A 21,464-nucleotide genomic window follows, 5' to 3' on the forward strand; every position below is an offset into this window, starting at 1 on the left:
CAGCATGCTGTTCCTGCTGTTCCACCTCGACGATGCGCGCTATGCGCTGCCCGCCAGCCGGCTGGCCGTGGTGCTGCCGCGCGTGCAGACCCGGGCGTTGCCGGCCACGCCGCCCTGGGTCAGCGGCGTGTTCATGCATGACGGGCAGGCGGTGCCGGTCATCGATTTCTGCCGGCTGGTGCTCGACCGGCCGGCGCGCGCGCGGCTGAGCACGCGCACCGCCCTGGTCCACTACCCGCTCGGCAATGGCGACAGCCGCCTGCTCGGGCTGGTGCTGGAGCAGGCCACCGACACCCTGCGCTGCGATCCGGCCGCCTTTGTCGCCACCGGCGTGGATACCGGCGACACGCGCTACCCCGGCCCGGTATGCCATGACCGGCACGGGCTGATCCAGCGGGTCGACATCGACGAACTGCTGCCACCGCCGGTGCGCGCGCTGCTGTTTCCGACCGCCAGGGCTGGTGCATGACCGTCTCCCGCTATTTCATCGACTTTCTGAACGCGGAGATCGGGCTTGATGTCGACTCGATCGGCATCATGCATGTCGAGCGTGCCATCGACGAGCGCCTGCGCGCCACCCGGTCGCCGCATGCTGCCGCCTACCAGGCGCTGCTGCAGACCGACGCGGGCGAGCGTCAGGCGCTGATCGAGGCGGTAGTGGTGGGCGAAACCTGGTTCTTCCGCGACCGCGAAGCCTTCCACACCGCCGCCAGACTGGCACGGCAGCAGTTTGCCGGCTCCCCGCTGCGCCTGCTGAGCCTGCCCTGCTCGACCGGCGAGGAGCCATACTCGCTGGCGATGGCGCTGCTCGATGCCGGCATGCCACCGGACAGCTTCACCATCGACGCCATCGACATCAGCGCCGAGGCCATCGCCGCCGCCGGGCGCGGCATCTATGGCAGCAATGCGTTTCGCGGCCGGCAGCTCGATTTCCGCGCCCGCCACTTCACCGCCGTCGCCGGCGGCCAGCGGCTGAACGACCCGGTGCGGGCCCGGGTGCGCTTTCGCCAGGGCAATCTGTTCGATCCGGCCCTGCTGGCCGGCGAAGCCCCGTACGACCTCGTGTTCTGTCGCAATGTCCTGATCTATTTCGATCGCGATGCCCAGCAACGGGCGATCTCGACCCTGTGCGCCCGGCTGGCGCCGCATGGCCTGCTGTTCGTCGGCCCGGCCGAAAGCGGACTGCTGGTGCGTGCGCAGCTGCGCCCGGCCGGCATCCCGCTGGCCTTTGCCTTCCACCCGCCGGCCACGGACGAGCCGGCCCCGCGCCGGATGCCCCGCCCCGCCCCCCTGCGGTCGCTGCGCCTGCCGCCGGCAACACCGGCACCGCGCGCCACGCCACCGCGCATCGCGTTTGCGACGCCGCCGGCCGCCCCGCCGGCGACCGTGGCCGACAGCCTGGACCACGCACGACGGCTGGCCGATGGCGGTCACTTCGACCAGGCCTCGGCCGTCTGCGAACGCCTGATCGACCGCGAGGGGCCCAGCGCGGACCTGCTGTTCCTGCTCGCGCTGATTGCCGATGCCAGCGGCCGGCCGGACGAAGCCCACGCCTGCTACCGCAAGACCCTGTACCTGGACCCCGCCCATGAACAGGCGCTGCTGCATCTGGCCTCGCTGCTGGACAGCCGCGGCGATGCGACCGGCGCCCGCCGGCTGGCGGAACGGGCGCACCGTGCAAGGGGGACCCACGATGTCTGAAGCGTTTACTGATGCCGCCATCGACCAGATCGACGACTGCTGGAACCGGACCGGCATTCGCGGCGATGGCTCCTGCCCGTCGCTGATCCGCTACATCCATTGCAGCCGCTGTCCGACCCATGCGCTGGCAGCCCGGCAGATTCTCGACCGGCTCAGCGTCGACAGCGTCATGGCGGCGGATACTCCGGCACCGGCCGATGACGACAGCGGCCCGCGCCATTCGACCCTGGTGTTCCGCCTCGGCGAGGAATGGCTGGGCTTGCCGACCCGGCTGCTGCGCGAGATCGCCGACAGCAGCCGCATCCACTCCCTGCCGCACCGCCTCACCGGCGGCACGCTCGGCGTGGTCAATATCCGCGGCAGCCTGGTGGTCTGCGTCAGCCTGGCCAGCCTGCTCGGCCTGCCGGCCACACCGGCAGCCGTGACCGGCCAGCGCGCCCGGCCACGGCTGCTGGTGGTCGGGCGCCAGGGGGCGCCAGTGGCATTCCCGGTCGATGACGTGCATGGCATCGAGCGCTTCGCCGACGCCACCCTCACGCCGCCACCGGCCACGGTGGCCGGCCATGGCAATCATTTTTCCACCCGGGTCGCCCGCTGGCGCGACCACGGTGTCGGTCTGCTCGATGAAGCGCGACTGATGGCCGCCCTGAACCGGAACCTTGCCTGATGGCCGACGATCTGAGCCAGTTGCCGCTTATCGACCTGTTTCGCCAGGAACTGGAAGTCCAGGCCCAGGTGCTCAATGACGGCCTGCTGGAGCTGGAACGCCAGCCCGCCGCCGCCAGACCGCTGGAAGCGTGCATGCGCGCCGCGCACTCGATCAAGGGTGCGGCGCGCATCGTCGGTCTCGAGCCGGCGGTGGACATTGCCCATGTGCTGGAAGATGCCTTCGTCGCCGCACAGCATGGCCAGCTGGCGCTGGACAGCGGTCAGATCGACCTGCTGCTGCGCGCCGTCGACCTGCTGTCGCATATCGCCGACCCGGCGCCACAGGCCCCCGCCGCGCCGGAACTCGCGGCCATGCTCGAGGCGCTGACGACCCTGACCGCCACCGGGCAGGCCGCGCCGCCACCGGCGGCCGGCAAACCGCCACCGGCACCGATCGTCGAACCGGAGGCCGACGCTCCGCCCGGCAGCGACGCCGACACGACCGGCGGCGACCGCTCGCTGCGTGTCAGTGCGGAAACCCTCGACCGGCTGCTCGGTCTGGCCAGCGAGGCCATGGTGTCGTCGCTCAGCCTCAAGCCGTTCGCCGACGCGCTGCTGCGGGTCAAACGGCTGCAGTATGCGGCCGGTCAGGCGCTGGAGGTGCTGCACGAAGCCGCCACCGTGCCCGGACGCCAGGTCGATGAGCACCAGGCCACCGCGCTGACCGACGCGCGCGCACTGCTGGCCGAATGCCAGCGCCTGCTGTCGGAACGGCTTGGCGAGCTCGACCGGTTCGACCGCCACTCCGGCAATCTGGCCCGCAGCCTGTATGACGAAGCGCTCGCCTGCCGCATGCGCCCGTTCGCTGACGGGGTCAGCGCCTATCCCCGCCTGGTTCGCGACCTCGGCCGCTCGCTCGGCAAGCAGGTGCGGCTGCAGCTGCTCGGCCAGCAGACCCGGGTCGACCGCAACATCCTCAGCCAGCTCGACGCGCCGCTCGGCCACCTGCTGCGCAATGCGCTCGACCATGGCATCGAAGCCCCGGCCGTGCGGTTGCAGGCCGGCAAGCCGGCGGAAGGCACGCTGACGCTGGAAGCCCGCCACAGTGCCGGCGTGCTGCTGATCCAGCTCAGCGACGACGGCGCCGGCATCGACCTCGATGCCCTGCGCGCCCAGATCCTCCGCCGGGGTCTGGCCAGCGCCGCCACCATCGAACTGCTGAGCACGACCGAACTGCTCGACTTTCTGCTGCTGCCCGGCTTCAGCATGCGCGATGTGGTAACCGACATTTCCGGCCGCGGCGTCGGCCTGGATGTGGTCCATACCATGGTCAAGTCGGTGCGCGGCACCTTGCGCATCACCAGCGAACAGGGCAAGGGTACCCGCTTCACCCTGCAGCTGCCGCTGACGCTGTCGACCGTGCGCAGCCTGCTGGTCGATATCGGCGGCGAGCCATACGCATTCCCGCTGGCCCACGTCGAACGCACGCTGTCGTGGCCACGGACCCAGATCGAGCAGCTGGAGGGGCAGCCCTGCCTGAATCTGGACGGTGTCCGCATCGGTCTGGCCGACGCCGCCCAGATCCTGCAGCTGCCGGCAGTGGAATCGTCGTCCGACGAGGTGGCGGTAGTGGTCATCGGCGAACCACCACAGCAGTACGGGCTGGTGGTCGACCGCTTTCTGTCCGAAGGCATGCTGGTGGTACACCCGCTCGACGCCCGGCTCGGCAAGATCCCGGACATCGCCGCCGGCGCGCTGATGGATGACGGCTCGCCGGTGCTGGTGGTCGACGTCAAGGACCTGCTGCGCTCGATCGAAAAACGCGTGGCTGCCGGCCAGCTCGACGCGATCCGCCCCGGCCAGGCCAGTGCGGCGCAGGCGCGGCGCAAGCGCGTACTGGTGGTCGACGATTCGCTGACCGTGCGCGAACTGCAGCGCAAGCTGCTGACCGGCAACGGCTACGAGGTCGCGATCGCGGTCGATGGCATGGACGGCTGGAACGCCATCCGCACCGAGCCGTTCGACCTGCTGATCACCGATATCGACATGCCGCGCATGGACGGCATCGAACTGGTCGGTCTGGTTCGCCAGAGCGCGGCGCTGAAATCGCTGCCGGTCATGATCCTGTCTTACAAGGATCGGGAAGAGGACCGCATGCGCGGACTCGACGCCGGCGCCGACTACTATCTGGCCAAGGGCAGCTTCCATGACAATACCCTGCTCGACGCGGTGCGCGACCTGATCGGAGCGGCACAATGATGAATATCGGCATCGTCAACGACATGCCGCTCGCAGTGGAAGCGCTGCGGCGTGCGATCCTGCTGCGGCCGGCGTGGCGCGTCTGCTGGGTGGCGGGCAATGGTGAAGAAGCGGTCGCCATGTGTGCCTGGCAGACACCGAACCTGATCCTGATGGATCTGGTCATGCCCGGTCTCGACGGTGTCGAGGCCACCCGCCGCATCATGGCGCGCACGCCGTGCCCGATCCTGATCGTGACCGCCGACATTGGCGAAAATGCCGGCCGGGTCTACGAAGCGCTCGGCGGCGGCGCGCTGGACGTGATCGCCACGCCCACGCTGGCCGGCGGGGATCTGCCGCGCCTGGCCGCACCGTTGCTGGACAAGATCGAGCTGCTGTCGCGACGGCTGGTGATGCCGATCGCCCCGGCGCCGGCCCCGGTTGCCGGTACGGCACGGGCCGGAGGCGGCTGCCAGTCGGCGCTGGTGGCGATCGGCGCCTCCGCCGGCGGGCCGGCGGCAGTGGCCGAGGTGCTGCGTGCGCTGCCGGCCGACTTTCCCGCCGCCGTGGTGATCATCCAGCATATCGACGCGGCATTCTCCGCCGGCATGGCGTACTGGCTCGACGAACAATCACCGCTGGAAGTCCGGCTGGCCGGAGAAGGCGCTGCCCTGCTGCCGGGCCGGGCATGGATCGCCGATGGCCGCGCCAACCTGACGCTCGGCGCCGACGGCCTGCTGCACTATGCGCGCACGCCGGGCACTACCGCCTATCAGCCATCGGTGGATGTCTTTTTCCACAGCGTGGCGCAACATTGGCGGCGTGGCGCCATCGGCGTCTTGCTGTCGGGCATGGGCAACGACGGCGCGGCCGGACTCAAGGCACTGCTCGACCGGGGCTTCCCGACCATTGCCCAGGACCGCGCCACCTGCGCGGTCTATGGCATGCCGAAGGCGGCGGCGGCACTTGGCGCGGCAGCCAGCGTGCTGCCGGTTCACCAGATCGCGCCGGCGCTGCGTGCCGCCTGCGCACCCCGGGGCCGCGGCCCCACCCTCGAGGATGTGAGTAAATGACTGACCTGCTGTACCCCCTGGATACCCCGCCACAGGCCCAGGACAACGACCCGATCATGGTGCTGCTGATAGACGATCAGGCGATGGTGGGCGAAGCCATCCGGCGCATGCTGGTCAACATCCCGAACATCGACTTCCACTATTGCTCGAACGCCGAGCAGGCGCTGCAGGCCGCCCGGCTGACCCAGCCGACCGTGATCCTGCAGGATCTGGTCATGCCGGACGTGGACGGGCTGATGCTGCTGCAACAGTTCCGCAGCCTGACGCAGACGCGCGATGTGCCGATCATCGTGCTGTCGTCGCGCGACGACCCGAAAGTGAAGAGCGCCGCATTCTCGCTGGGAGCCAACGACTATCTGGTCAAGCTGCCGGACAGCATCGAACTGATTGCGCGCATCCGCTATCACTCGCGTTCCTACCTGCACCGGCTGCAGCGCGACGAGGCCTATCGCGCGCTGCGCGAAAGCCAGCAGAAGCTGCTGGAAGTGAATCTGGAACTGCAGCAGATGACCCATTCCGACGGCCTGACCGGGCTGGCCAACCGTCGTTATCTGGATGAATACCTGTATACCGAATGGCAGCGCGCCACCCGCGACCAGCAGCCGTTCTCGCTGCTGATGATGGATATCGACGCGTTCAAGCAGTACAACGACACCTACGGTCACCTGGCCGGCGATGAAGCGCTGCGCCAGGTCGCCGCCACCATTCGCGCCGGCGCCACGCGCGCCACCGATCTGGCGGCCCGCTTCGGCGGCGAGGAATTCGCCCTGGTGCTGCCGGCAACCTCGCCGGGCGGCGCGCGGCTGATCGCCGAGAAAATCCGCCTCGATGTCGAGCGCATGGCCATCCCGCACTGCGCGTCACCGACCACCGGCAGCCTGACGCTCAGCATCGGCGTCGCCACACTGGTGCCGCAGCGCGACCAGCCGGTCGATCTGGTGGTCGAACTCGGCGATCAGGCGCTGTATCAGGCCAAGCACGAGGGCCGGAACCGGGTAGTCGGCATGGGCGAATAGGCGGAAGGGGCAGGACGCTGCCCCCCGCCCTCAGCCGGCCAGCAGGCCGACGCCGGTCAGCGCAATCGCCACGCCGGCCGCACGGGCCAGCTGGGTATGCAGACCGACCCGTTGCTGACCGGCGCCGATCAGCAGCCCCGCACCGTGCAGCAGACCGGAGGCGACCACAAAGCCGGCCGCGAAGGCGATGCCGGAAGCATCAGCCGGCATTTCCAGCCCGTGTGCCATACCGTGCAGCACGGCGAAGGCGCCAATCAGGCCCAGCGCCACGCTGCGGTGCGGACGCAGGGCGAAAGCCACCAGCAGGCCGGTCGCCACGACCGAGGCGGCAATGCCGCTTTCCAGCCCCGGAACGGACACGCCGGACCAGCCCAGCGCGCCGCCCACGGCCAGCATCAGCATGAAGGTCAGCGGGCCCTGCCAGCGGGCCGGGCCGCCCATCTGCCATGACCACAGGCCGACCGCCAGCATGGTCAGCAGATGGTCCAGCCCCGAGAACGGGTGCAGGAAACCGCTTTCCAGCCCGCTGGCGCCATGCCCCGGGTGCGCCTGGGCGGCGGTGCTCAGCAGCAACAGGGCAACGGTCGCGAAAAGGGGAAATTTACGCATGGGCGGTGCCCTCATGGCCTGGCTTCTGCATGCTTTTGTCCTTGATCGATGAATGATGTGCCGCAATCCATGCCGGCCTGCCGGGCAGGCGAAATGGAACGGTCGGGGGCTGCATCTATGACATAAATCGCTGCCGCGGACAATTCCGCTGGCACTTTCTCGCGAATGGCACTGGTAATTATATCGTTCTGCGATATATTTAAATGGCAGCCGTACCCTGGCTGCCTAACCCTTTTGCCGGAGCATGACCATGAACCCCCTGATGTCCGTCCGCATGCTGTGGTCTTCCCGCGCGGGATGGGATGCGCTGTCGCGCACCCACCCGTCGTCATTCCGCAGCTTTGTGCTGATTGTGCTGCCGCTGTCACTGCTGGCGTCGGCAATGATCCTGTATGCCGCCTGGTTCCATGCCGACAGCTATGGCAGCCTGGCCCCGTTCAGCTACTGGCAGGCGGTGGCGCTGACCTTCCTGCTGACCTGCTGGCTCAGCGTCCATGCCATGGCGCAGTTCATTCGCATCGCCGTGCATACCCGCCCCCGCCCGGCCTATGCCGATTGCTACCGGCTGGCCGCCATCGCGCCGATTCCGATCTGGCTGTCGTCGCTGTCGCTGCTGGTCCCGTCGCCGCTGTTCAACGTCGTGGCGGCCGTGCTTGGCCTGCTGGCGTCGGGCGGGCTGATTTTCCATGGCCTGGATGCGCTGTTCGAGCATGACGACTCGGTCCGTACCGAGGCGCTGGCACACACGGTATTCGCTGTCGGCGCCCTGGTCTGGACCCTGATCGTGGCCTTTCTGGCGATGCCGTTCTTCTGAACGGCCGTGCGCCGGGCCGGCCACGCTCCCGTCAGTTGCCCGTCAGCGAACGGCGGTAATCGGCCAGCTCGGCGATGGTCAGCACGGTCAGCCGGTGCTGGTCGGCATAGCGGGCGATCTGCTCGCCGCGCGCCATGCTGCCGTCCGGATTCATCAGTTCGCACAGCACGGCGGCCGGTCGGAAGCCGGCCAGTACAGCCAGGTCCACCGATCCCTCGGTATGGCCGCGCCGCGCCAGCACGCCGCCCGGCACGGCCCGTAGCGGAAACACATGCCCCGGCCGCGCCAGATGTTCCGGACCGGCGTCGGGCGCGGTGGCGGCACGGATGGTCGTGACCCGGTCAGCCGCGGAGACGCCGGTGCTCACGCCGTCGCGGGCTTCGATGGTCACGGTAAAGGCGGTGCTGAAACGGCTTTCGTTGCGGCTGACCATCGGCGGCAGCTGCAGGCGATCCAGCGTGTCGTCGGTCAGGCACAGGCAGACGATGCCGCTGCCGTCGCGAATCATCTGCGCCATGACCGGCACAGTCAGCGTTTCCGCCGGGATGATCAGGTCGGCCTCGTTCTCGCGATCGAAATCATCCATCAGCAGGACCGGGCGACCGCGCTGCTGGTCGGCGATGGCCTGTTCGAGACGTCGGGCAAAAGGCAGGGCGCCCAGGACGGGAACCGCAATTTCTTCAAGCAATGACATGTGAAACGCTCCTCGCAATGATTTGGGGCGAAAAACGTTCCAGGGCTGGTGAACAGCCATGCGCCATCGGCGCGACCGGGCCGGCCGGACGCAGGCCACCCGCCTGCAGCAGGCAGGTGCCGTCGATCCGGACCGCGCAGGCTGCGCATCCGTGCATGACTCATCTTCTTTCATCCGGACTCTGACCGTCGGCTCTGGCATTTCACCAGATCTGCTGACCCCGCACGGGTGCGGGCGCTCGCGGGCTTGTCGCGCGGTTTCCGACAGAGGAAACGCGCGGCTTACCGCCGGTGGGGAATTTCACCCCGCCCTGAAGACGCAATCGTGTCCGGACGCAACATGGCGGTGCCTCCGGACGCGTCGATTCTAGCCCTGTGGGTCAAGGGTTGGCACTCAATTTTGCGGCGCCGGCACAAAGCCGTCGCGGAACAGGGCGACAAAAGCCTGTGCCGCCGGGCTCGGGCTCCGGCTCCAGACCATGTGCACGGCGCGACACGGCGCGTCGACAATCGGCCGGCTGATCACGCCGTCAAGCTGCGCGGCACACGCTTCCGGCACCAGTGCAATCGCCAGCCCGCGACGCACGATGCGGGTAATCCAGTCCAGGCTGCCGACCTCGAAGCTGACCCGCCGCTCGACGCCGCTGCGCAAAAAAGCCTCGTCGGTCTGGCATCGCGCCGCCGAGCCGCCGGCATAGTCGACCTGCGGTTCGGCGGACAGGTGCCGCAGCGACAGACCGGGCTCGTCGCCCAGCCGATGTCCCGGCGGCAGCAGGGCGACCAGCTGCTCCCGGCACAGGGACAGGCTGCTGACACGCCCCAGTCCGGCATCGACGCTGACGCCGACAAAGGCCACATCGCAGCTGCCATCGCGAACATGGTCGAGCAGATCCCCGCTGCTGCCGGTATACAGCCGTGCCGCGACGCCAGGATGGCGCTGGTGGAAACGCGCCAGCCATTCAACCGGATCGACATTCGCCAGCGCAGAGAGCGAGCCGACCGTCAGCGTGCCACGCACTTCGCCGCTCGCAGCCGCCACCACTTCGCGTACCTGGCGAACGCCATCCAGCACCTGCCGCGCCACCGGCAGGAACGCCTCGCCGGCCGCGCTCAGGCTGACGCGGCGCGAGGTACGCTCGAACAGCACCACCCCCAGTTCCGCCTCCAGCCGGGCGATCTGGTGGCTCAGTGCGGATTGCACGATATGGCAACGTGCGGCGGCGCGGGTGAAGTTGCGCTCTTCCGCGACGGCCACGGCACAGGCGAGTTGTTTCAGGTCCATGGCATTCATCTTAAAATCAGATTGATGCAATGAGAACAATTCATTGGCGTCATGCGATGCCGGGCGTCAACAATAGGGTACTTCCTCAGCACGACAGAATCCCGATGCCGACCCCCGCTTCCTCCTCCCGCCTGCCGCCGTCGATGGTGGCACTGATGGCCGTCGCCACCGGCCTGACCGTCGCCAGCAACTACTACGCCCAGCCGCTGCTGCACACCATCGCCCGCTATTTTGACCTCAGCATCGCCAGCGCCGGTTTCCTGGTCACCACCGCCCAGCTCGGCTATTCGCTCGGACTGATGCTGCTGGTGCCGCTCGGCGACATCCTCGAACGGCGGCGGCTGATCGTCGGCATGTCGCTGCTGGTCGCCGCCGGCCTGCTGCTGACCGCCTTCGGCCGCCAGTTCTGGCTCATCCTGCTCGGCACGGCGCTGACCGGGCTGTTCTCGGTAGTCGCCCAGGTGCTGGTGCCGTATGCCGCCTCACTGGCCGCGCCATCCGAGCGCGGACGGGTGGTCGGCACCATCATGAGCGGCCTGCTGCTCGGCATCCTGCTTGCACGGACGCTGGCCGGCGCCCTGGCCGCGCTGGGCGGCTGGCAGACCGTCTACTGGGTCGCCGCCATCCTGATGAGCCTGATGGCCTTCGCCCTGTGGCGCACCCTGCCGGCGCACAGGCCGGACACCCGGCTCAGCTACCCGCGCCTGCTGGCTTCGGTGTTCCTGCTGTTTGTCGAGGAGCCGGTACTGCGACTGCGCGCCCTGCTCGGCGCCATCGTGTTCGGCGCCTTCAGTCTGCTGTGGACGCCGATGGCCTTCCTGCTCGCCCGCGCCCCGTTCCACTACTCCGATGCCACCATCGGCCTGTTCGGTCTGGCCGGGGCCGCCGGGGCGCTGGCGGCATCCCGTGCCGGGCGGCTGGCCGACGCCGGGTATGCCGGCCGCGCCACCACCTTCGGTCTGTGCTGCCTGCTGCTGTCATGGCTGCCGATCGCGCTGGCCAAGAGCTCGATCGTCGCGTTCGTCATCGGCGTGCTGCTGCTCGATCTGGCGGTCCAGGCCGTGCACGTGACCAACCAGAGCGTGATCTACCGCACCCGGCCGGAGGCGCGCAGCCGTCTGACCGCCGCCTACATGACCTGCTATTTCATCGGCGGCGCACTGGGCTCGGTCACCTCGACCGCCATCTACATGGTCGCCGACTGGACCGGTGTCATGATCGCCGGTGCCGTCCTGACCCTGACCGGGCTGGTCATCTGGTGGTTCAGCACCGAACGGAAAGTGATCGACCGCCACGCGGCCTGATGCCCGGCCCGGCATGTTCCTTGCTATCTTCCTGCCTGTGCCGGCCCCGAACGGGGGCCGGCCGGATGCGCCCCCCACCACCCCGGGCAGGCGCAGACCGATGCCAAGGAGATCCCCCATGCCAGCCCCCTCTTCCCCCGTCACCCTGCTGGTGACTCGCCGGATTGCACCGGAACGCCATGACGACTTCGTTGCCTGGATGCAGCGCGGCCAGCAACTGGCGACACAGTTTGCCGGCTATCTCGGTTCCGGTACCCTCGCCCCGGCCCCCGGCGACGACAACCATCAGATCATATTCCGCTTCAGCGACGATGCCAGTCTGGCGCGCTGGGCCGACTCCCCCGAACGACGCGACTGGTTGCGCCAAGGCACCGGACTGGTGCACGCCAGCCAGGTCCATGAGGCGCGCGGGCTCGATCATGGCTTCGCGGTCGCGCCGCCGCCTCGCTGGAAGCAGGCGGTCACCATCTGGCTGGTGTTTTTCCCGGTCTCGCTGGCATTCACGCTGCTGTTCGGCGCCTCGCTGGCCTCGCTGCCGGTCGTGCTGCGCGTGCTGGCCAGTACACTGATGCTGACACCGGTCATGGTGTTCGTCTTTATCCCGTTCGGCACCCGATTACTGCATCGCTGGCTGCACCCGGACACCCAGCGGCCCCGTATCATGCCGCAAACGCTGCCCCCGGCCTCCTGACCCGCAAACGAAAACGCCGCATCCCGGCCGGAAGCGGCGTTTTCAATCGGGCGAGGCGGATCAGGCCAGTACGGCCGCCATGGCCGACGCGACGTAGTCGACATTGCGCGAGTTCAGCCCGGCCACGCAAATGCGGCCGGAGCGAACCAGATAGACGCCAAACTCTTCACGCAGGCGATCGACCTGGGCCGGGGTCAGCCCGGTGTAGCTGAACATCCCGCGTTGCGACAGGAAATAGCTGAAATCACGGCCCGGCACCCTGGCCGTCAGCACATCGAACAGCGACTGGCGCATGGCCTTGATGCGTTCCCGCATCCCGACCACTTCACCTTCCCATTCCGCCCGCAGTCCCGGGTCAAGCATCACCCGCGCCGCGACCTTGGCGCCGTGGGTGTTCGGACTGGAGTAGTTGCGACGCACGGTGAATTTCAGCTGGCCGAGCACCACGGCGGCTTCGTCACGGTCACGGCAGACCACGGACAGCCCGCCACAGCGTTCGCCGTAGTAGGACAGGTTCTTCGAGAACGAATTGCTTACAAAGTAGCTGACACCAGCCTCGGCCAGTGCGCGAATGGCGAACGCATCCTGCTCCAGCCCGTCGCCGAAGCCCTGATAGGCGATGTCGAGGAACGGCACCAGCTCACGGTCGCGCAGTACCGGAATCAGGCGCGTCCATTGCTCGCGCGACAGGTCGACGCCGGTCGGGTTGTGGCAGCACGGATGCAGCAGCACGATGCTGCGCGCCGGCAGGGCTTCCAGCGCGGCCAGCATGGCATCGAAACGCACGCCGCCGGTAGCCGCGTCGTAGTACGGATAGGTGTTCACCACCATGCCGGCACCTTCGAAGATGGCGCGGTGATTGTCCCAGGTCGGGTCACTGACCCAGACGCCGCTGTCGGGGAAGTAGCGCTTGAGGAAATCAGCGCCGATCTTCAGCGCGCCGGACGCACCGATGGTCTGGATGGTGGCGACCCGGCCGTCGCGCAGCACCGCGCTGTCGCTGCCGAACAGCAGGCCCTGGACGGCGGTGCGGTACTCGGCCAGCCCTTCCATCGGCAGGTACGGGCGCGGGCCGGTCTCGCCGGCATGGGCCGCTTCGGCCTTCCTGACCGATGGCAGCAACGGAATGCGGCCCTCTTCGTCGTAGTACAGGCCGATGCCCAGATTGACCTTGGTCGGTCTCGGGTCCTGGTGGAATTTTTCGACGAGCGTCAGGATCGGGTCGCCGGGATAGGCGTCAACGTGTTCGAACATGGTCGGAATGCTCTGCTGGGTGTGAAAACGGGTTTGGCGCCGGGCGATGTTCGCGGAGGGCTCCGCGTCCGGTCGTCGATCAACCTAACATTGCCACCGATCGGCGCAAAAAACCATCATCAGTCATCAGCCCGTTCCGCCATGGCCGTGCCCGCCTGCCGCATCGCGCCGTCATGCCGTTACCGGTACCCGCCTGCCGGGCAGGATGCCTGTGTCGTGAAAAGTGGTGGAAAGGCTGACAGCGGCACCGCCGCCGTGTAGCGTGTGGCCCGGCGTTCCGTGTTCTCTTTCCGGTTCGCCAGCCATCCGGATTTCCGCAGCGACGCACACCGGCCCGATCCGGTCCCCGCCGTTGCCCCAACGTTCCAGGAGAGACCCTCATGCGACCCATGCTCCGGCTTGCCGCCGCAGTACTGGCCCTCGGCCTTGCCGCCTGCCAGACGCCTCCCCGCACACCGGCCGCTTCTGCCGGTGCCCGCCCGCTGCCGTCGGCAGCCGCTGACACGCGCATCGACCAGCCTCGCGATCAGGCCGAGCTGCTGGCAGTCATCGCCCAGCACCACCAGGACGTCATCGACGCCTCGGTCATGCTGTTTCCCCGCGTCCGCTCACCAGTCTGGAAGGCCTATCTGAGCGACACCATCAAGACCCAGGCCAATGAACTCCGCCAGGTCCGCGCACTGCAGGAACAGCTCGGCGGCACCCCGCGCGAAGTGGCCGCCCGGCCGTTTCCCGACTTGCTGAGCGGCAGCGTGACCGACGCCACCACCCGCTACCAGCAGGCCAAGGACGCGCGGGACGACGTGCTGCGTCAGCAACTGGCCGCCGGCAACCAGCTCGCCGCCGGTCCGCAGCTTGCCGGTCTGGTCGACAAGCTGTCGACCCGCCTGCCGGATGAACCGGCCCGCCTGGCCCGGCTCGCCGACGAGGACCCGACCCGCGCGCCGGCCGCCACCCGGGCCGGCAGACACGCCGACAGCGCCAGACATGGCTCCGCCCGCAAGCATCAGGCCGGCAGCAGGAAGGCCCATGCCAGTGCCGGCAAGAAGAGCAGCAAGGCCAGCGCGACCCGGTCTTCTTCGAAGAAGAAGCACAAGAAGTAGGTCGCGCCCGGCCTCCGGACCCGGTCAGACGCCGATGACGCCACCGTCGCGGCGGCGGATCACCACGGTCGCCGAACGCGGCCGGCCGCCGGCATCGCCGTCCGGCCAGCTCGACACCGCCTTCGGCTGCGCCGGGTCCGAACGCTCACTGGACGTTTCACCCGGGTGCTGGATATTGACGAACAGGGTGCGGTTGTCCGGCGTGAACGCCAGGCCGGTGATTTCGCAGCCGTTCGGACCGGTCAGGAAGCGGCGCACCTGACCGGTCTCCGGCAGGGTCGCCAGCATCTGGTTGTTGCCCATGTTCGCGTATTCCTTCTGGTTCAGCGTGCTGGTCGACACGTCGGTCTGAATCCACAGGATGCCGTTGCTGCTGAACTTCAGCCCGTCCGGGCTGCCGAACGCGTCGCCATTGACCGTGCCCTTGCTGGCGCCGTCCAGCGTCGGATTGCCGGCCAGCGCGAACAGATCCCACTTGAAGCTGTCGCTGGTCGGATCATTGCCGGCTTCCTGCCAGCGGATGATGTGGCCGAAGATATTCTTCGCACGCGGATTGGCCGCGTCGGTGCCCGGCTTGCCATCGGTGCCGCGCTCGCTGTTGTTGGTCAGCGTGCAGTACAGCTCCCACGGACGCTCCGGATGGACGGCAATCCACTCCGGACGGTCCATTTTGGTCGCTCCGACCTTGTCGGCGGCACGGCGGGTGTGGATCAGCACCTCGGCCTGATCGCGGAAGCCGTTGTCGGCGGTCAGCCCGTGCTGGCCGTGCACCAGCGGCAGCCAGCGCCCGCCATTGTCATCGTCGAAGCGGGCGACATACAGCGTGCCCTGATCGAGCAGGGTGCGGTTGGCCTTGCGGTCGTGCGGCTTGTACTTGCCACTGGACACGAATTTGTAGATGTACTCGAAACGCTGGTCGTCGCCCATGTACACCACCACCCGGCCGTCCGGCGCCAGCGAGACCGTCGCGCCCTCATGCTTGACCCGGCCGAGCGCGGTCCGCTTCACCGGCCGGGACTTCGCATCGTACGGATCGATTTCCACCACCCAGCCGAAGCGGTACGGCTCGTTCGGCGTCACCTGGCGGTCGAAGCGGAAGTCGCGTTCGCTCCAGCGGTAGCCGGCATCCTGCGCCTTGATGCCGTAGCGCTTGTCGTCCTCGGTCAGGGTGCCGTTGTTGGCGAAGAAATCGCTCCAGTTCTCCTCGCAGGTCAGATAGGTGCCCCACGGCGTCTGACCATTGGCACAGTTGTTGAACGTGCCGAGTACGGTCGTGCCTTTCGGATCGGCCTCGGTCCGCATCAGCGCATGGCCGCGCGCCGGCCCGGCGATGTCACAGGGTGTCTGCGCGGTAATGCGCCGGGCGAACGACGACGGGCGTACCACCCGCCAGTTGTCGCCGGCGTGCTCGACTTCGATCACCGACACGCCAACGGCGGCCTGGGCCTTGGCCACCTTGGCCTCGCTCCAGTCTTTCATGCCGTCAGGATGAAGCAGCCCGTCGTCGATATATTCGTGGTTGATTGCCAGCAGGCCGCGGCGCGAACTCTGCGCACCAAACGGCAGCGTAAAGTACGCCATGCCGTCATGGTGCATGCCGGCCTGCACCGCCTGCTCGGCGGCGGTATTGCTGGCATCGGGCTTGAAGGCCGGCATCCGGCCCCGGATGCCGGTCGGGTCGCCCCAGGCGTACAGCACCTCGGCCGTATAACCGTCCGGCACCACCACGCTGTCGCGCACGGCGATCGGTACCGGCTCGAAGGCCAGCGCCACCGCTCTGGCGACCGGGGCCGGCGTGGCCGCCTCCGCGAGGCCGGCCAGCGGCGCGAACAAGGGCGAGAACAGGCCGGCGGCCACCGCGCCGGCGCCGCCCTTCAGCAGGCTGCGACGCGACAGTTGCGCGCTGACCAGGTCGGAAAAAGCGCGGTTATCGCTGGAATTGACGATGCTGTCGTCGGTCTTGATCAGTTTGCTCACGGCGCACGATTTCAGGTCATGGAAATGACCGCCACGCTATCGTCATGACATGACTGCACAGTGAAAAACCGATGAACAAATGATGACGGCCGGTCATTGACCGGCCGTTGGGCGAAACCGCAATCGCGGTTCTACTGGCAGCGACGCTTCTGCAGGCTGGCCTTTGGCCACTGGCCGGCGATCTTGCGCACCGCGCCGGCTTCGGCCGGTTCCAGCCCGTCGAACAGGAATCGGGTCTGCTTGATGCCCTTGCCGCGCGACTCGATGTCGGCACCGGTAATGCCGGCAGCGTTCAGCTTGGCGACAAAGGCCCTGGCCGCGCTTTCCTGGCTGAACAGCCCGAGCGACAGCGCGTTCTTGTTCGGTTCGTTGGCAACGACGTAATTGTCAAAACCCTTGCCCTTCAGTTCGAGCGAACGGGTATTGGCGGCGGCGCGATCGGCAGCCGGCGGCAGATACACCCAGTGCTTGCCGGTCGGACGGCCCCCGGTCTCACTGACGCTTTCCTTCGCCTTCAGGCCCTGCTTGCCGAGTGCGGCACGTACCGATGCCACATCCTGCTCACCGAAGGTGCCCAGCGCCAGACACACCCGGGGAACGGCCGGCTTGCTGTCGGCGGTTTTCTCCGCCTTCGCGGCCGGTTTGTCCGCAGGTTTCTCAACCGGCTTGTCAGCCACCTTGCCGGCCGTGGCCGGTTTCTCGGCCGCTTTGTCTGCCGGCTTGTCAGTCCCGCTGGCGACAGGGGCGTCAGCCGGTTTGTCGGCAGCTTTCCCGGCCGGGGTGTCCGCCGGTTTCGCTGCAGCGGCCTCGCCCGTCTTCGCCGTATCGGCCGGTGCCGGGCCGGCATCGGCCGTCGGTTTCGCGCTGGCCAGCACGGCCTCGGCCTCGCTGGGCGCGAGCCGGCTCGCCTGATGGGCATTGAATTCGTACGGGGCGGTATACACCTCGTGCGGCATTTCGAGCGAAATCACCGTCGCCGCGACCAGGTTGGCCACGACCAGTGAGGCAAAAATCCATTTCAACATAGCGGTTGGGCGACCAGTGCCAGTCCGGAAAGAACCAGATTATCCACAATCGCCGCCGGTACGGCGAGATGAGACATCAGCATCATGCCATCCCCCCCGCCAATCAGGATGCGGACCGGGCGGCCAAGGTCGGCGGAAAAGCGTGCGGCGCGGCGTTCCACCGGCGCCACCAGCGCATCAATGCAGCCGGACAGGATCGCATCGGCGGTCTGCTGCGGATAAGCGGCGTAGTCCCCTTCCGGGTAGCCAAGCCGGGCAGTTCCCCGCGCCAGGCTCTGCCGCATCAGCGCAAATCCGGGGGCAATGGTGCCGCCGCGAAACATGCCGTCGCGGTCCAGGCAGTCGAGGGTCAGCGCGGTGCCGGCACTGACCACCAGCAGGTCACCGCCGGGCTCATGGTGGGCACCGATCAGCGCTGCCCAGCGGTCCGCGCCCAGCCGGGCCGGATCACGGTAGCCATTGCGCACGCCGGCCCGCTCCGCCGTCGGCTGCAGCCACTCGACCGGCAGTCCGACCAGCGCGGCGATGGCGCTGTTGTCGGCCGGCGAGGCCACGCTGGCGCCGACGACCCGTTGCGGCGGTGTCTGCGCCACAGCCAGCCCCAGCGGGGTCAGATCGTCATGCGGGCAGGCGTGTACCGGCCCGGGACGTCCGTCAGCACCGAGCCAGGCCCATTTGACCCGGGTATTGCCGGCATCGATCAGCAGCGTGCTCATGCCATCCTCAGGCTGACATCGCCGGCATGCACCACAATGTCTCCGCTGGCGGTGCGTACCCGCAGCGCACCGGTTGCGTCGACACCGATCGCGATGCCATGCACGATATTCCCGTCCGGCTGATGCACGGCAATTGCCTGTCCCTGCCAGGCGAACAGCCGCTGCCATTCGTCGCGCAGCGCATCGAAGCCTTCGCGGGCGAACAGGTCCAGCACGTCACCGAGTTCGGCCAGCAGCCGTCCGGCGATCGCGTTGCGGCCAAGTTCCGGCCGGATGCTGCGCGTGCCGGTCACCGGCTGGTCGACGACGGCCGGCGGCGTCAGATTGATGCCGATGCCGATCACCACCGCCGTCGGGCCCAGACTGTCGCCGGCCAGTTCGATCAGGATGCCGGCCAGCTTTCGCCCGTCCATCAGCACGTCGTTCGGCCACTTGAGCGCCACCGGCAGCCCGAAATGGGCCAGTGCCCGCACGATGGCCACCCCGACCGCCAGCGACAGGCCGGACAGGCGACCTATGCCGCCCTCGAAGCGCCACAGGGCGGAAAAGGTCAGCGACTCGCCGACCCGCGCCTGCCAGCGACGGCCGCGGCGGCCGCGGCCGGCAGTCTGGACTTCGGCAAACAGCGCCAGCCCGCCCGGGCAGCCGTTGCCGGCCCGGGTCAGCAGGGCGGTATTGGTCGAATCGATTTCGTCGGCAATCTCGACATTCCAGCCACCGCCGGCCAGCGCGGAGATGGTGCGGGCATCGCACCATTCGATCGCCGGCGTCAGCCGGTAGCCACGGCCGCGTACATGCTGCAGCGTCAGCCCGTAGTCACGTTCCAGGGTCTGCACCAGTTGCCACACGTGCGAACGCGAGCGACCCAGTTGCGTGGCCAGCACTTCGCCGGAATGGAATTGCCCGTCGCCGAGCGTGCGCAGCAATGCAAACATGTCAGCGTCCCTGCGTATCGCGAATGCGGGCGAGGGTGGCCGTGGTGGAAGTGGCGTGCAGGAACGGTATCGAGTGCACCTGTCCGCCACGGGCAAGCACCTCGCGGCTGCCGACAATGCGGTCAGGAGTCCAGTCGCCGCCCTTGACCAGCACGTCCGGGCGGACCAGCCCGATCAGATCGGCCGGCGTGTCGCTGTCGAACCAGGTCACCAGGTCGACGCAGGCCAGCGCGGCCATTACTGCCGCGCGGTTCTCCAGTGCATTGACCGGGCGGTCGTCGCCCTTGCCCTGCCGTCGCACCGAGGCATCGGTATTCAGCGCGACAATCAGTGCCTGCCCAAGCGCACGCGCCTGGGCCAGGTAGGTCACATGGCCGCGGTGAAGAATGTCGAAACAGCCGTTGGTAAAGACCAGCGGCCTCGGCATGGTGTCCAGCCGGGCGGCAAGCGCCTCCGGCGGACAGATTTTCTGCTCGAAATCAGGTAATGGATAGTTCATGCGGCTGGGCTTGCGCCGAGCGTTTTGCGGTAGCGATTGAGGGCCTGCACCGTGTCCAGCTCGACGCCGAATAGACTCGACAAGTTGCGCAGGATACCACCGACCACGCGCTGCTCCCATTCGCTGCCGAAACGGATCTTCTGCGTCAGCCAGTCTTCGAGCCAGTCCGGGTCCGGCAGCCGGCTCTGCACCGTATCGTTCGGGAACAGCGACTGGTTCACGTGCAGGTTGGTCGGGTGCAGCGGCTTGCCGGCACGGGCAGAGGCCGCCATCAGCATGCCGATTTTGGCAAAGGCAGTACGGGCTTCGTCACCATGCTGCTCGATCGCCCGCTTCATGTATTTCAGATAGGCGCCGCCATGGCGCGCTTCGTCATGTGACAGGGTGCGGTAGATATGCTTGATCACCGGTTCCGAGTGCCATTCGGATGCACAGCGGTACCACTGGGTCAGCCGGAGTTCGCCGCAGAAGTGCAGCATCAGCGTCTCCAGCTTCGGGGCCGGATCGAACTCGAAGCGCACCGCATGCAGTTCGGCCTCGGTCGGCACCAGTTCGGGACGGAAGCGACGCAGGTACTCCATCAGCACCAGCGAGTGCTTCTGTTCCTCGTAGAACCAGATCGACATGAAAGCGGAAAAGTCGCTGTCATCCTTGTTGTCGCGCAGGAACATCTCGGTCGCCGGCAGCGCCGACCATTCGGTGATGGCATTCATCCGGACGGTCTGCGCCTGCTCGTCGGTCAGCTTGTCGGCGTCGAATTCCTCCCACGGAATGTCGGTCGCCATGTTCCAGCGTGCTTTTTCCAACTGGGCATACAGCTCGGGGTACAGCATCTGAGACTCCATATAGTCGAGTATTCGCTCTATTCTACCGGACATGAGACATTATTTGACTTACATCAAACAAGGTTCATTCCCTTTCGCCCGACCCGCAACTTCAGCGGCCAGCGCAGGCGGCGCGTTTCGTCGTCCGGCCATAACCGTTCCAGCGCCGGGACGATCGCTGCGCGCGGATCGCGGCCGGTCGCTTCCCCGGCCAGACGGGTGGCAGACCAGCTGCCCAGGTAACCGAGCAGCTGGGCGCGGCTCCAGTCGGCCTCCAGCGTGAATGCGGGTGCCGGCAGCTCGGCAAACGGCCAGTCCAGCGTGGCATAGCCCTGTTCGACCCAGGCCCGCTGCGGTGGCCAGTAGGCGCCGACCACATCGTGATAATAAGTCTCCAGCACCAGATCGAGCGCGGCATCGTCGCTGGCGAACTGCTGGTAGCACCAGGCAGCGATCAGCCCGCCAGGCCGCAGCACGCGCCAGGCTTCGGCAAAGAAGCGCGGATGGTCGAACCAGTGCAGGGCCTGGGCCACGGTCAGCAGATCCACGCAGTCGTCCGCCGCCGACAGCTGTTCGGCCGGTTCGCAGCGCGTTTCCACATTTGTCCACGCCGGCATGCGGGCCAGTTGCCCGGCGCTGGCATCACTGGCCAGTACCCGCTCGAAGCGGTCCACCAGCCCGGCCACCGCCTGGCCGTTGCCGGTCGCCACATCGAGCGCCAGCCGGCGAGAGTCGACCGCCGCCGCCAGCCAGTCGAACAGGGCATCCGGATAGCGCGGCCGGAAGTCGGCATAGGCATCGGCCACGGCAGAGAAATGATCGGGAAAGGATGAGCTCATCGGTACCGCCTCCTGTCAGGCATACGCCCGGACACTAGCATAGCCCCGATGTCGGTCCCGTGAACGGGGCCACAAATGAAGAAACCCCTTCGTACTCGGTACGAAGGGGTTCGGCAGGGGGTCCGGCAGTGACCTACTTTCGCATGGGCAAGTGCCACACTATCATCGGCGCAAAGCAGTTTCACGGTCCTGTTCGGGATGGGAAGGGGTGGTGCCCGCTCGC

Annotated in this window: 21 protein-coding genes, 1 rRNA gene and 1 riboswitch; of the genes, 10 read left to right on the forward strand and 12 right to left on the reverse strand. The window is 67.7% G+C overall.

Annotation, left to right across the window (positions count from 1 at the left end):
* Positions 1-4 precede the first annotated feature (4 nt).
* From Q352_RS0116355 to Q352_RS0116380, 6 genes are read left to right on the forward strand one after another with little or no spacing between them, the layout of a single operon-like run.
* Positions 5-469, forward strand: coding sequence for a chemotaxis protein CheW (locus Q352_RS0116355; RefSeq protein WP_051529038.1), 465 nt, complete (start codon positions 5-7; stop codon positions 467-469).
* Positions 466-1,701, forward strand: a complete 1,236-nt coding sequence (locus Q352_RS0116360; protein WP_028500253.1) for a CheR family methyltransferase — start codon at positions 466-468, stop codon at positions 1,699-1,701. The genes Q352_RS0116355 and Q352_RS0116360 overlap by 4 nt, the downstream gene beginning before the upstream one ends.
* Complete coding sequence (locus Q352_RS0116365) at positions 1,694-2,368, forward strand: chemotaxis protein CheW (RefSeq protein ID WP_028500254.1); 675 nt, start codon at positions 1,694-1,696, stop codon at positions 2,366-2,368. The genes Q352_RS0116360 and Q352_RS0116365 overlap by 8 nt, the downstream gene beginning before the upstream one ends.
* Positions 2,368-4,608 (forward strand): hybrid sensor histidine kinase/response regulator, encoded by a 2,241-nt coding sequence (locus tag Q352_RS0116370; protein ID WP_036386762.1) that lies wholly within the window; start codon positions 2,368-2,370, stop codon positions 4,606-4,608. The genes Q352_RS0116365 and Q352_RS0116370 overlap by 1 nt, the downstream gene beginning before the upstream one ends.
* A complete protein-coding gene (cheB, locus tag Q352_RS21660; RefSeq protein WP_276325001.1) occupies positions 4,605-5,660 on the forward strand; it encodes a chemotaxis-specific protein-glutamate methyltransferase CheB in 1,056 nt (351 codons plus the stop codon). Before Q352_RS0116370 ends, cheB begins: the two co-directional genes overlap by 4 nt.
* Positions 5,657-6,676, forward strand: coding sequence for a diguanylate cyclase (locus tag Q352_RS0116380; RefSeq protein WP_051529039.1), 1,020 nt, complete (start codon positions 5,657-5,659; stop codon positions 6,674-6,676). The genes cheB and Q352_RS0116380 overlap by 4 nt, the downstream gene beginning before the upstream one ends.
* 30 nt (positions 6,677-6,706) lie before the next feature.
* Here the strand turns inward: Q352_RS0116380 and Q352_RS0116385 are convergent, their stop codons facing one another.
* Positions 6,707-7,285 (reverse strand): HupE/UreJ family protein, encoded by a 579-nt coding sequence (locus Q352_RS0116385; protein ID WP_028500257.1) that lies wholly within the window; start codon positions 7,283-7,285, stop codon positions 6,707-6,709.
* 250 nt (positions 7,286-7,535) lie between these two features.
* On the opposite strand from Q352_RS0116385, the gene Q352_RS0116390 reads away from it, so the two are divergent.
* The gene (locus Q352_RS0116390; protein ID WP_028500258.1) at positions 7,536-8,099 is read left to right on the forward strand and encodes a YIP1 family protein; all 564 of its coding nucleotides are present in this window, start codon (positions 7,536-7,538) and stop codon (positions 8,097-8,099) included.
* Positions 8,100-8,130: 31 nt separating this feature from the next.
* Here Q352_RS0116390 and ribB read toward each other — a convergent pair whose 3' ends face one another.
* The gene (gene ribB, locus Q352_RS0116395) at positions 8,131-8,793 is read right to left on the reverse strand and encodes a 3,4-dihydroxy-2-butanone-4-phosphate synthase (RefSeq protein WP_028500259.1); all 663 of its coding nucleotides are present in this window, start codon (positions 8,791-8,793) and stop codon (positions 8,131-8,133) included.
* Positions 8,794-8,951: 158 nt separating this feature from the next.
* Positions 8,952-9,115, reverse strand: a riboswitch (FMN riboswitch).
* Positions 9,116-9,186: 71 nt separating this feature from the next.
* The gene (locus tag Q352_RS0116400; RefSeq protein WP_028500260.1) at positions 9,187-10,074 is read right to left on the reverse strand and encodes a LysR family transcriptional regulator; all 888 of its coding nucleotides are present in this window, start codon (positions 10,072-10,074) and stop codon (positions 9,187-9,189) included.
* 104 nt (positions 10,075-10,178) lie between these two features.
* Here Q352_RS0116400 and Q352_RS21665 point away from each other — a divergent pair, with 104 nt between their 5' ends.
* A complete protein-coding gene (locus Q352_RS21665; RefSeq protein WP_036386765.1) occupies positions 10,179-11,378 on the forward strand; it encodes an MFS transporter in 1,200 nt (399 codons plus the stop codon).
* Between the two features lie 118 nt (positions 11,379-11,496).
* The gene (locus Q352_RS0116410; RefSeq protein WP_036386769.1) at positions 11,497-12,069 is read left to right on the forward strand and encodes a putative antibiotic biosynthesis monooxygenase; all 573 of its coding nucleotides are present in this window, start codon (positions 11,497-11,499) and stop codon (positions 12,067-12,069) included.
* Between the two features lie 60 nt (positions 12,070-12,129).
* On the opposite strand, the gene Q352_RS0116415 is transcribed toward Q352_RS0116410, so the two are convergent.
* Entirely contained in the window at positions 12,130-13,323 is a 1,194-nt protein-coding gene (locus Q352_RS0116415; protein ID WP_028500262.1) for an amino acid aminotransferase, read from the reverse strand.
* Between the two features lie 380 nt (positions 13,324-13,703).
* On the opposite strand from Q352_RS0116415, the gene Q352_RS0116420 reads away from it, so the two are divergent.
* A complete protein-coding gene (locus Q352_RS0116420; RefSeq protein WP_156952580.1) occupies positions 13,704-14,426 on the forward strand; it encodes a hypothetical protein in 723 nt (240 codons plus the stop codon).
* A gap of 24 nt (positions 14,427-14,450) precedes the next feature.
* Here Q352_RS0116420 and Q352_RS0116425 read toward each other — a convergent pair whose 3' ends face one another.
* The 8 genes from Q352_RS0116425 to rrf form a co-directional block, all read right to left on the reverse strand.
* Entirely contained in the window at positions 14,451-16,403 is a 1,953-nt protein-coding gene (locus tag Q352_RS0116425) for a PhoX family protein (protein WP_051529040.1), read from the reverse strand.
* 131 nt (positions 16,404-16,534) lie between these two features.
* Complete coding sequence (locus Q352_RS24360; RefSeq protein ID WP_028500265.1) at positions 16,535-17,428, reverse strand: SPOR domain-containing protein; 894 nt, start codon at positions 17,426-17,428, stop codon at positions 16,535-16,537.
* On the reverse strand, positions 17,422-18,144 hold the full coding sequence (locus Q352_RS0116435; protein ID WP_028500266.1) for a type III pantothenate kinase: 723 nt from the start codon (positions 18,142-18,144) through the stop codon (positions 17,422-17,424). The genes Q352_RS24360 and Q352_RS0116435 overlap by 7 nt, the downstream gene beginning before the upstream one ends.
* Positions 18,141-19,079 (reverse strand): biotin--[acetyl-CoA-carboxylase] ligase, encoded by a 939-nt coding sequence (locus Q352_RS0116440; RefSeq protein WP_028500267.1) that lies wholly within the window; start codon positions 19,077-19,079, stop codon positions 18,141-18,143. Before Q352_RS0116440 ends, Q352_RS0116435 begins: the two co-directional genes overlap by 4 nt.
* Before the next feature lies 1 nt (position 19,080).
* The gene (gene rfaE2, locus Q352_RS0116445) at positions 19,081-19,578 is read right to left on the reverse strand and encodes a D-glycero-beta-D-manno-heptose 1-phosphate adenylyltransferase (protein ID WP_028500268.1); all 498 of its coding nucleotides are present in this window, start codon (positions 19,576-19,578) and stop codon (positions 19,081-19,083) included.
* Positions 19,575-20,411, reverse strand: coding sequence for a ferritin family protein (locus Q352_RS0116450; RefSeq protein ID WP_028500269.1), 837 nt, complete (start codon positions 20,409-20,411; stop codon positions 19,575-19,577). The genes rfaE2 and Q352_RS0116450 overlap by 4 nt, the downstream gene beginning before the upstream one ends.
* Positions 20,412-20,476: 65 nt before the next feature.
* Positions 20,477-21,241 (reverse strand): class I SAM-dependent methyltransferase, encoded by a 765-nt coding sequence (locus Q352_RS0116455; protein WP_028500270.1) that lies wholly within the window; start codon positions 21,239-21,241, stop codon positions 20,477-20,479.
* A 120-nt stretch (positions 21,242-21,361) separates the two neighbouring features.
* Positions 21,362-21,464, reverse strand: a 5S ribosomal RNA gene (rrf, locus tag Q352_RS0116460); the annotation flags it as partial.

It is taken from the genome of Microvirgula aerodenitrificans DSM 15089, from assembly GCF_000620105.1.
Classification (GTDB): Bacteria; Pseudomonadota; Gammaproteobacteria; order Burkholderiales; family Aquaspirillaceae; genus Microvirgula; species Microvirgula aerodenitrificans.

Coding starts and splice junctions, on each gene's coding strand:
- ribB (WP_028500259.1), bottom strand. CDS start 8,793: ATGTCATTGCTTGAAGAAATTGCGGTTCCCGTCCTGGGCGCCCTGCCT.
- Q352_RS0116370 (WP_036386762.1), top strand. CDS start 2,368: ATGGCCGACGATCTGAGCCAGTTGCCGCTTATCGACCTGTTTCGCCAG.
- Q352_RS21665 (WP_036386765.1), top strand. CDS start 10,179: ATGCCGACCCCCGCTTCCTCCTCCCGCCTGCCGCCGTCGATGGTGGCA.
- Q352_RS0116450 (WP_028500269.1), bottom strand. CDS start 20,411: ATGCTGTACCCCGAGCTGTATGCCCAGTTGGAAAAAGCACGCTGGAAC.
- Q352_RS0116365 (WP_028500254.1), top strand. CDS start 1,694: ATGTCTGAAGCGTTTACTGATGCCGCCATCGACCAGATCGACGACTGC.
- Q352_RS0116455 (WP_028500270.1), bottom strand. CDS start 21,241: ATGAGCTCATCCTTTCCCGATCATTTCTCTGCCGTGGCCGATGCCTAT.
- rfaE2 (WP_028500268.1), bottom strand. CDS start 19,578: ATGAACTATCCATTACCTGATTTCGAGCAGAAAATCTGTCCGCCGGAG.
- Q352_RS0116440 (WP_028500267.1), bottom strand. CDS start 19,079: ATGTTTGCATTGCTGCGCACGCTCGGCGACGGGCAATTCCATTCCGGC.
- Q352_RS0116435 (WP_028500266.1), bottom strand. CDS start 18,144: ATGAGCACGCTGCTGATCGATGCCGGCAATACCCGGGTCAAATGGGCC.
- Q352_RS0116420 (WP_156952580.1), top strand. CDS start 13,704: ATGCGACCCATGCTCCGGCTTGCCGCCGCAGTACTGGCCCTCGGCCTT.
- Q352_RS0116400 (WP_028500260.1), bottom strand. CDS start 10,074: ATGGACCTGAAACAACTCGCCTGTGCCGTGGCCGTCGCGGAAGAGCGC.
- Q352_RS0116410 (WP_036386769.1), top strand. CDS start 11,497: ATGCCAGCCCCCTCTTCCCCCGTCACCCTGCTGGTGACTCGCCGGATT.
- Q352_RS0116415 (WP_028500262.1), bottom strand. CDS start 13,323: ATGTTCGAACACGTTGACGCCTATCCCGGCGACCCGATCCTGACGCTC.
- Q352_RS24360 (WP_028500265.1), bottom strand. CDS start 17,428: ATGTTGAAATGGATTTTTGCCTCACTGGTCGTGGCCAACCTGGTCGCG.
- Q352_RS0116385 (WP_028500257.1), bottom strand. CDS start 7,285: ATGCGTAAATTTCCCCTTTTCGCGACCGTTGCCCTGTTGCTGCTGAGC.
- Q352_RS0116360 (WP_028500253.1), top strand. CDS start 466: ATGACCGTCTCCCGCTATTTCATCGACTTTCTGAACGCGGAGATCGGG.
- Q352_RS0116380 (WP_051529039.1), top strand. CDS start 5,657: ATGACTGACCTGCTGTACCCCCTGGATACCCCGCCACAGGCCCAGGAC.
- cheB (WP_276325001.1), top strand. CDS start 4,605: ATGATGAATATCGGCATCGTCAACGACATGCCGCTCGCAGTGGAAGCG.
- Q352_RS0116390 (WP_028500258.1), top strand. CDS start 7,536: ATGAACCCCCTGATGTCCGTCCGCATGCTGTGGTCTTCCCGCGCGGGA.
- Q352_RS0116355 (WP_051529038.1), top strand. CDS start 5: ATGCTGTTCCTGCTGTTCCACCTCGACGATGCGCGCTATGCGCTGCCC.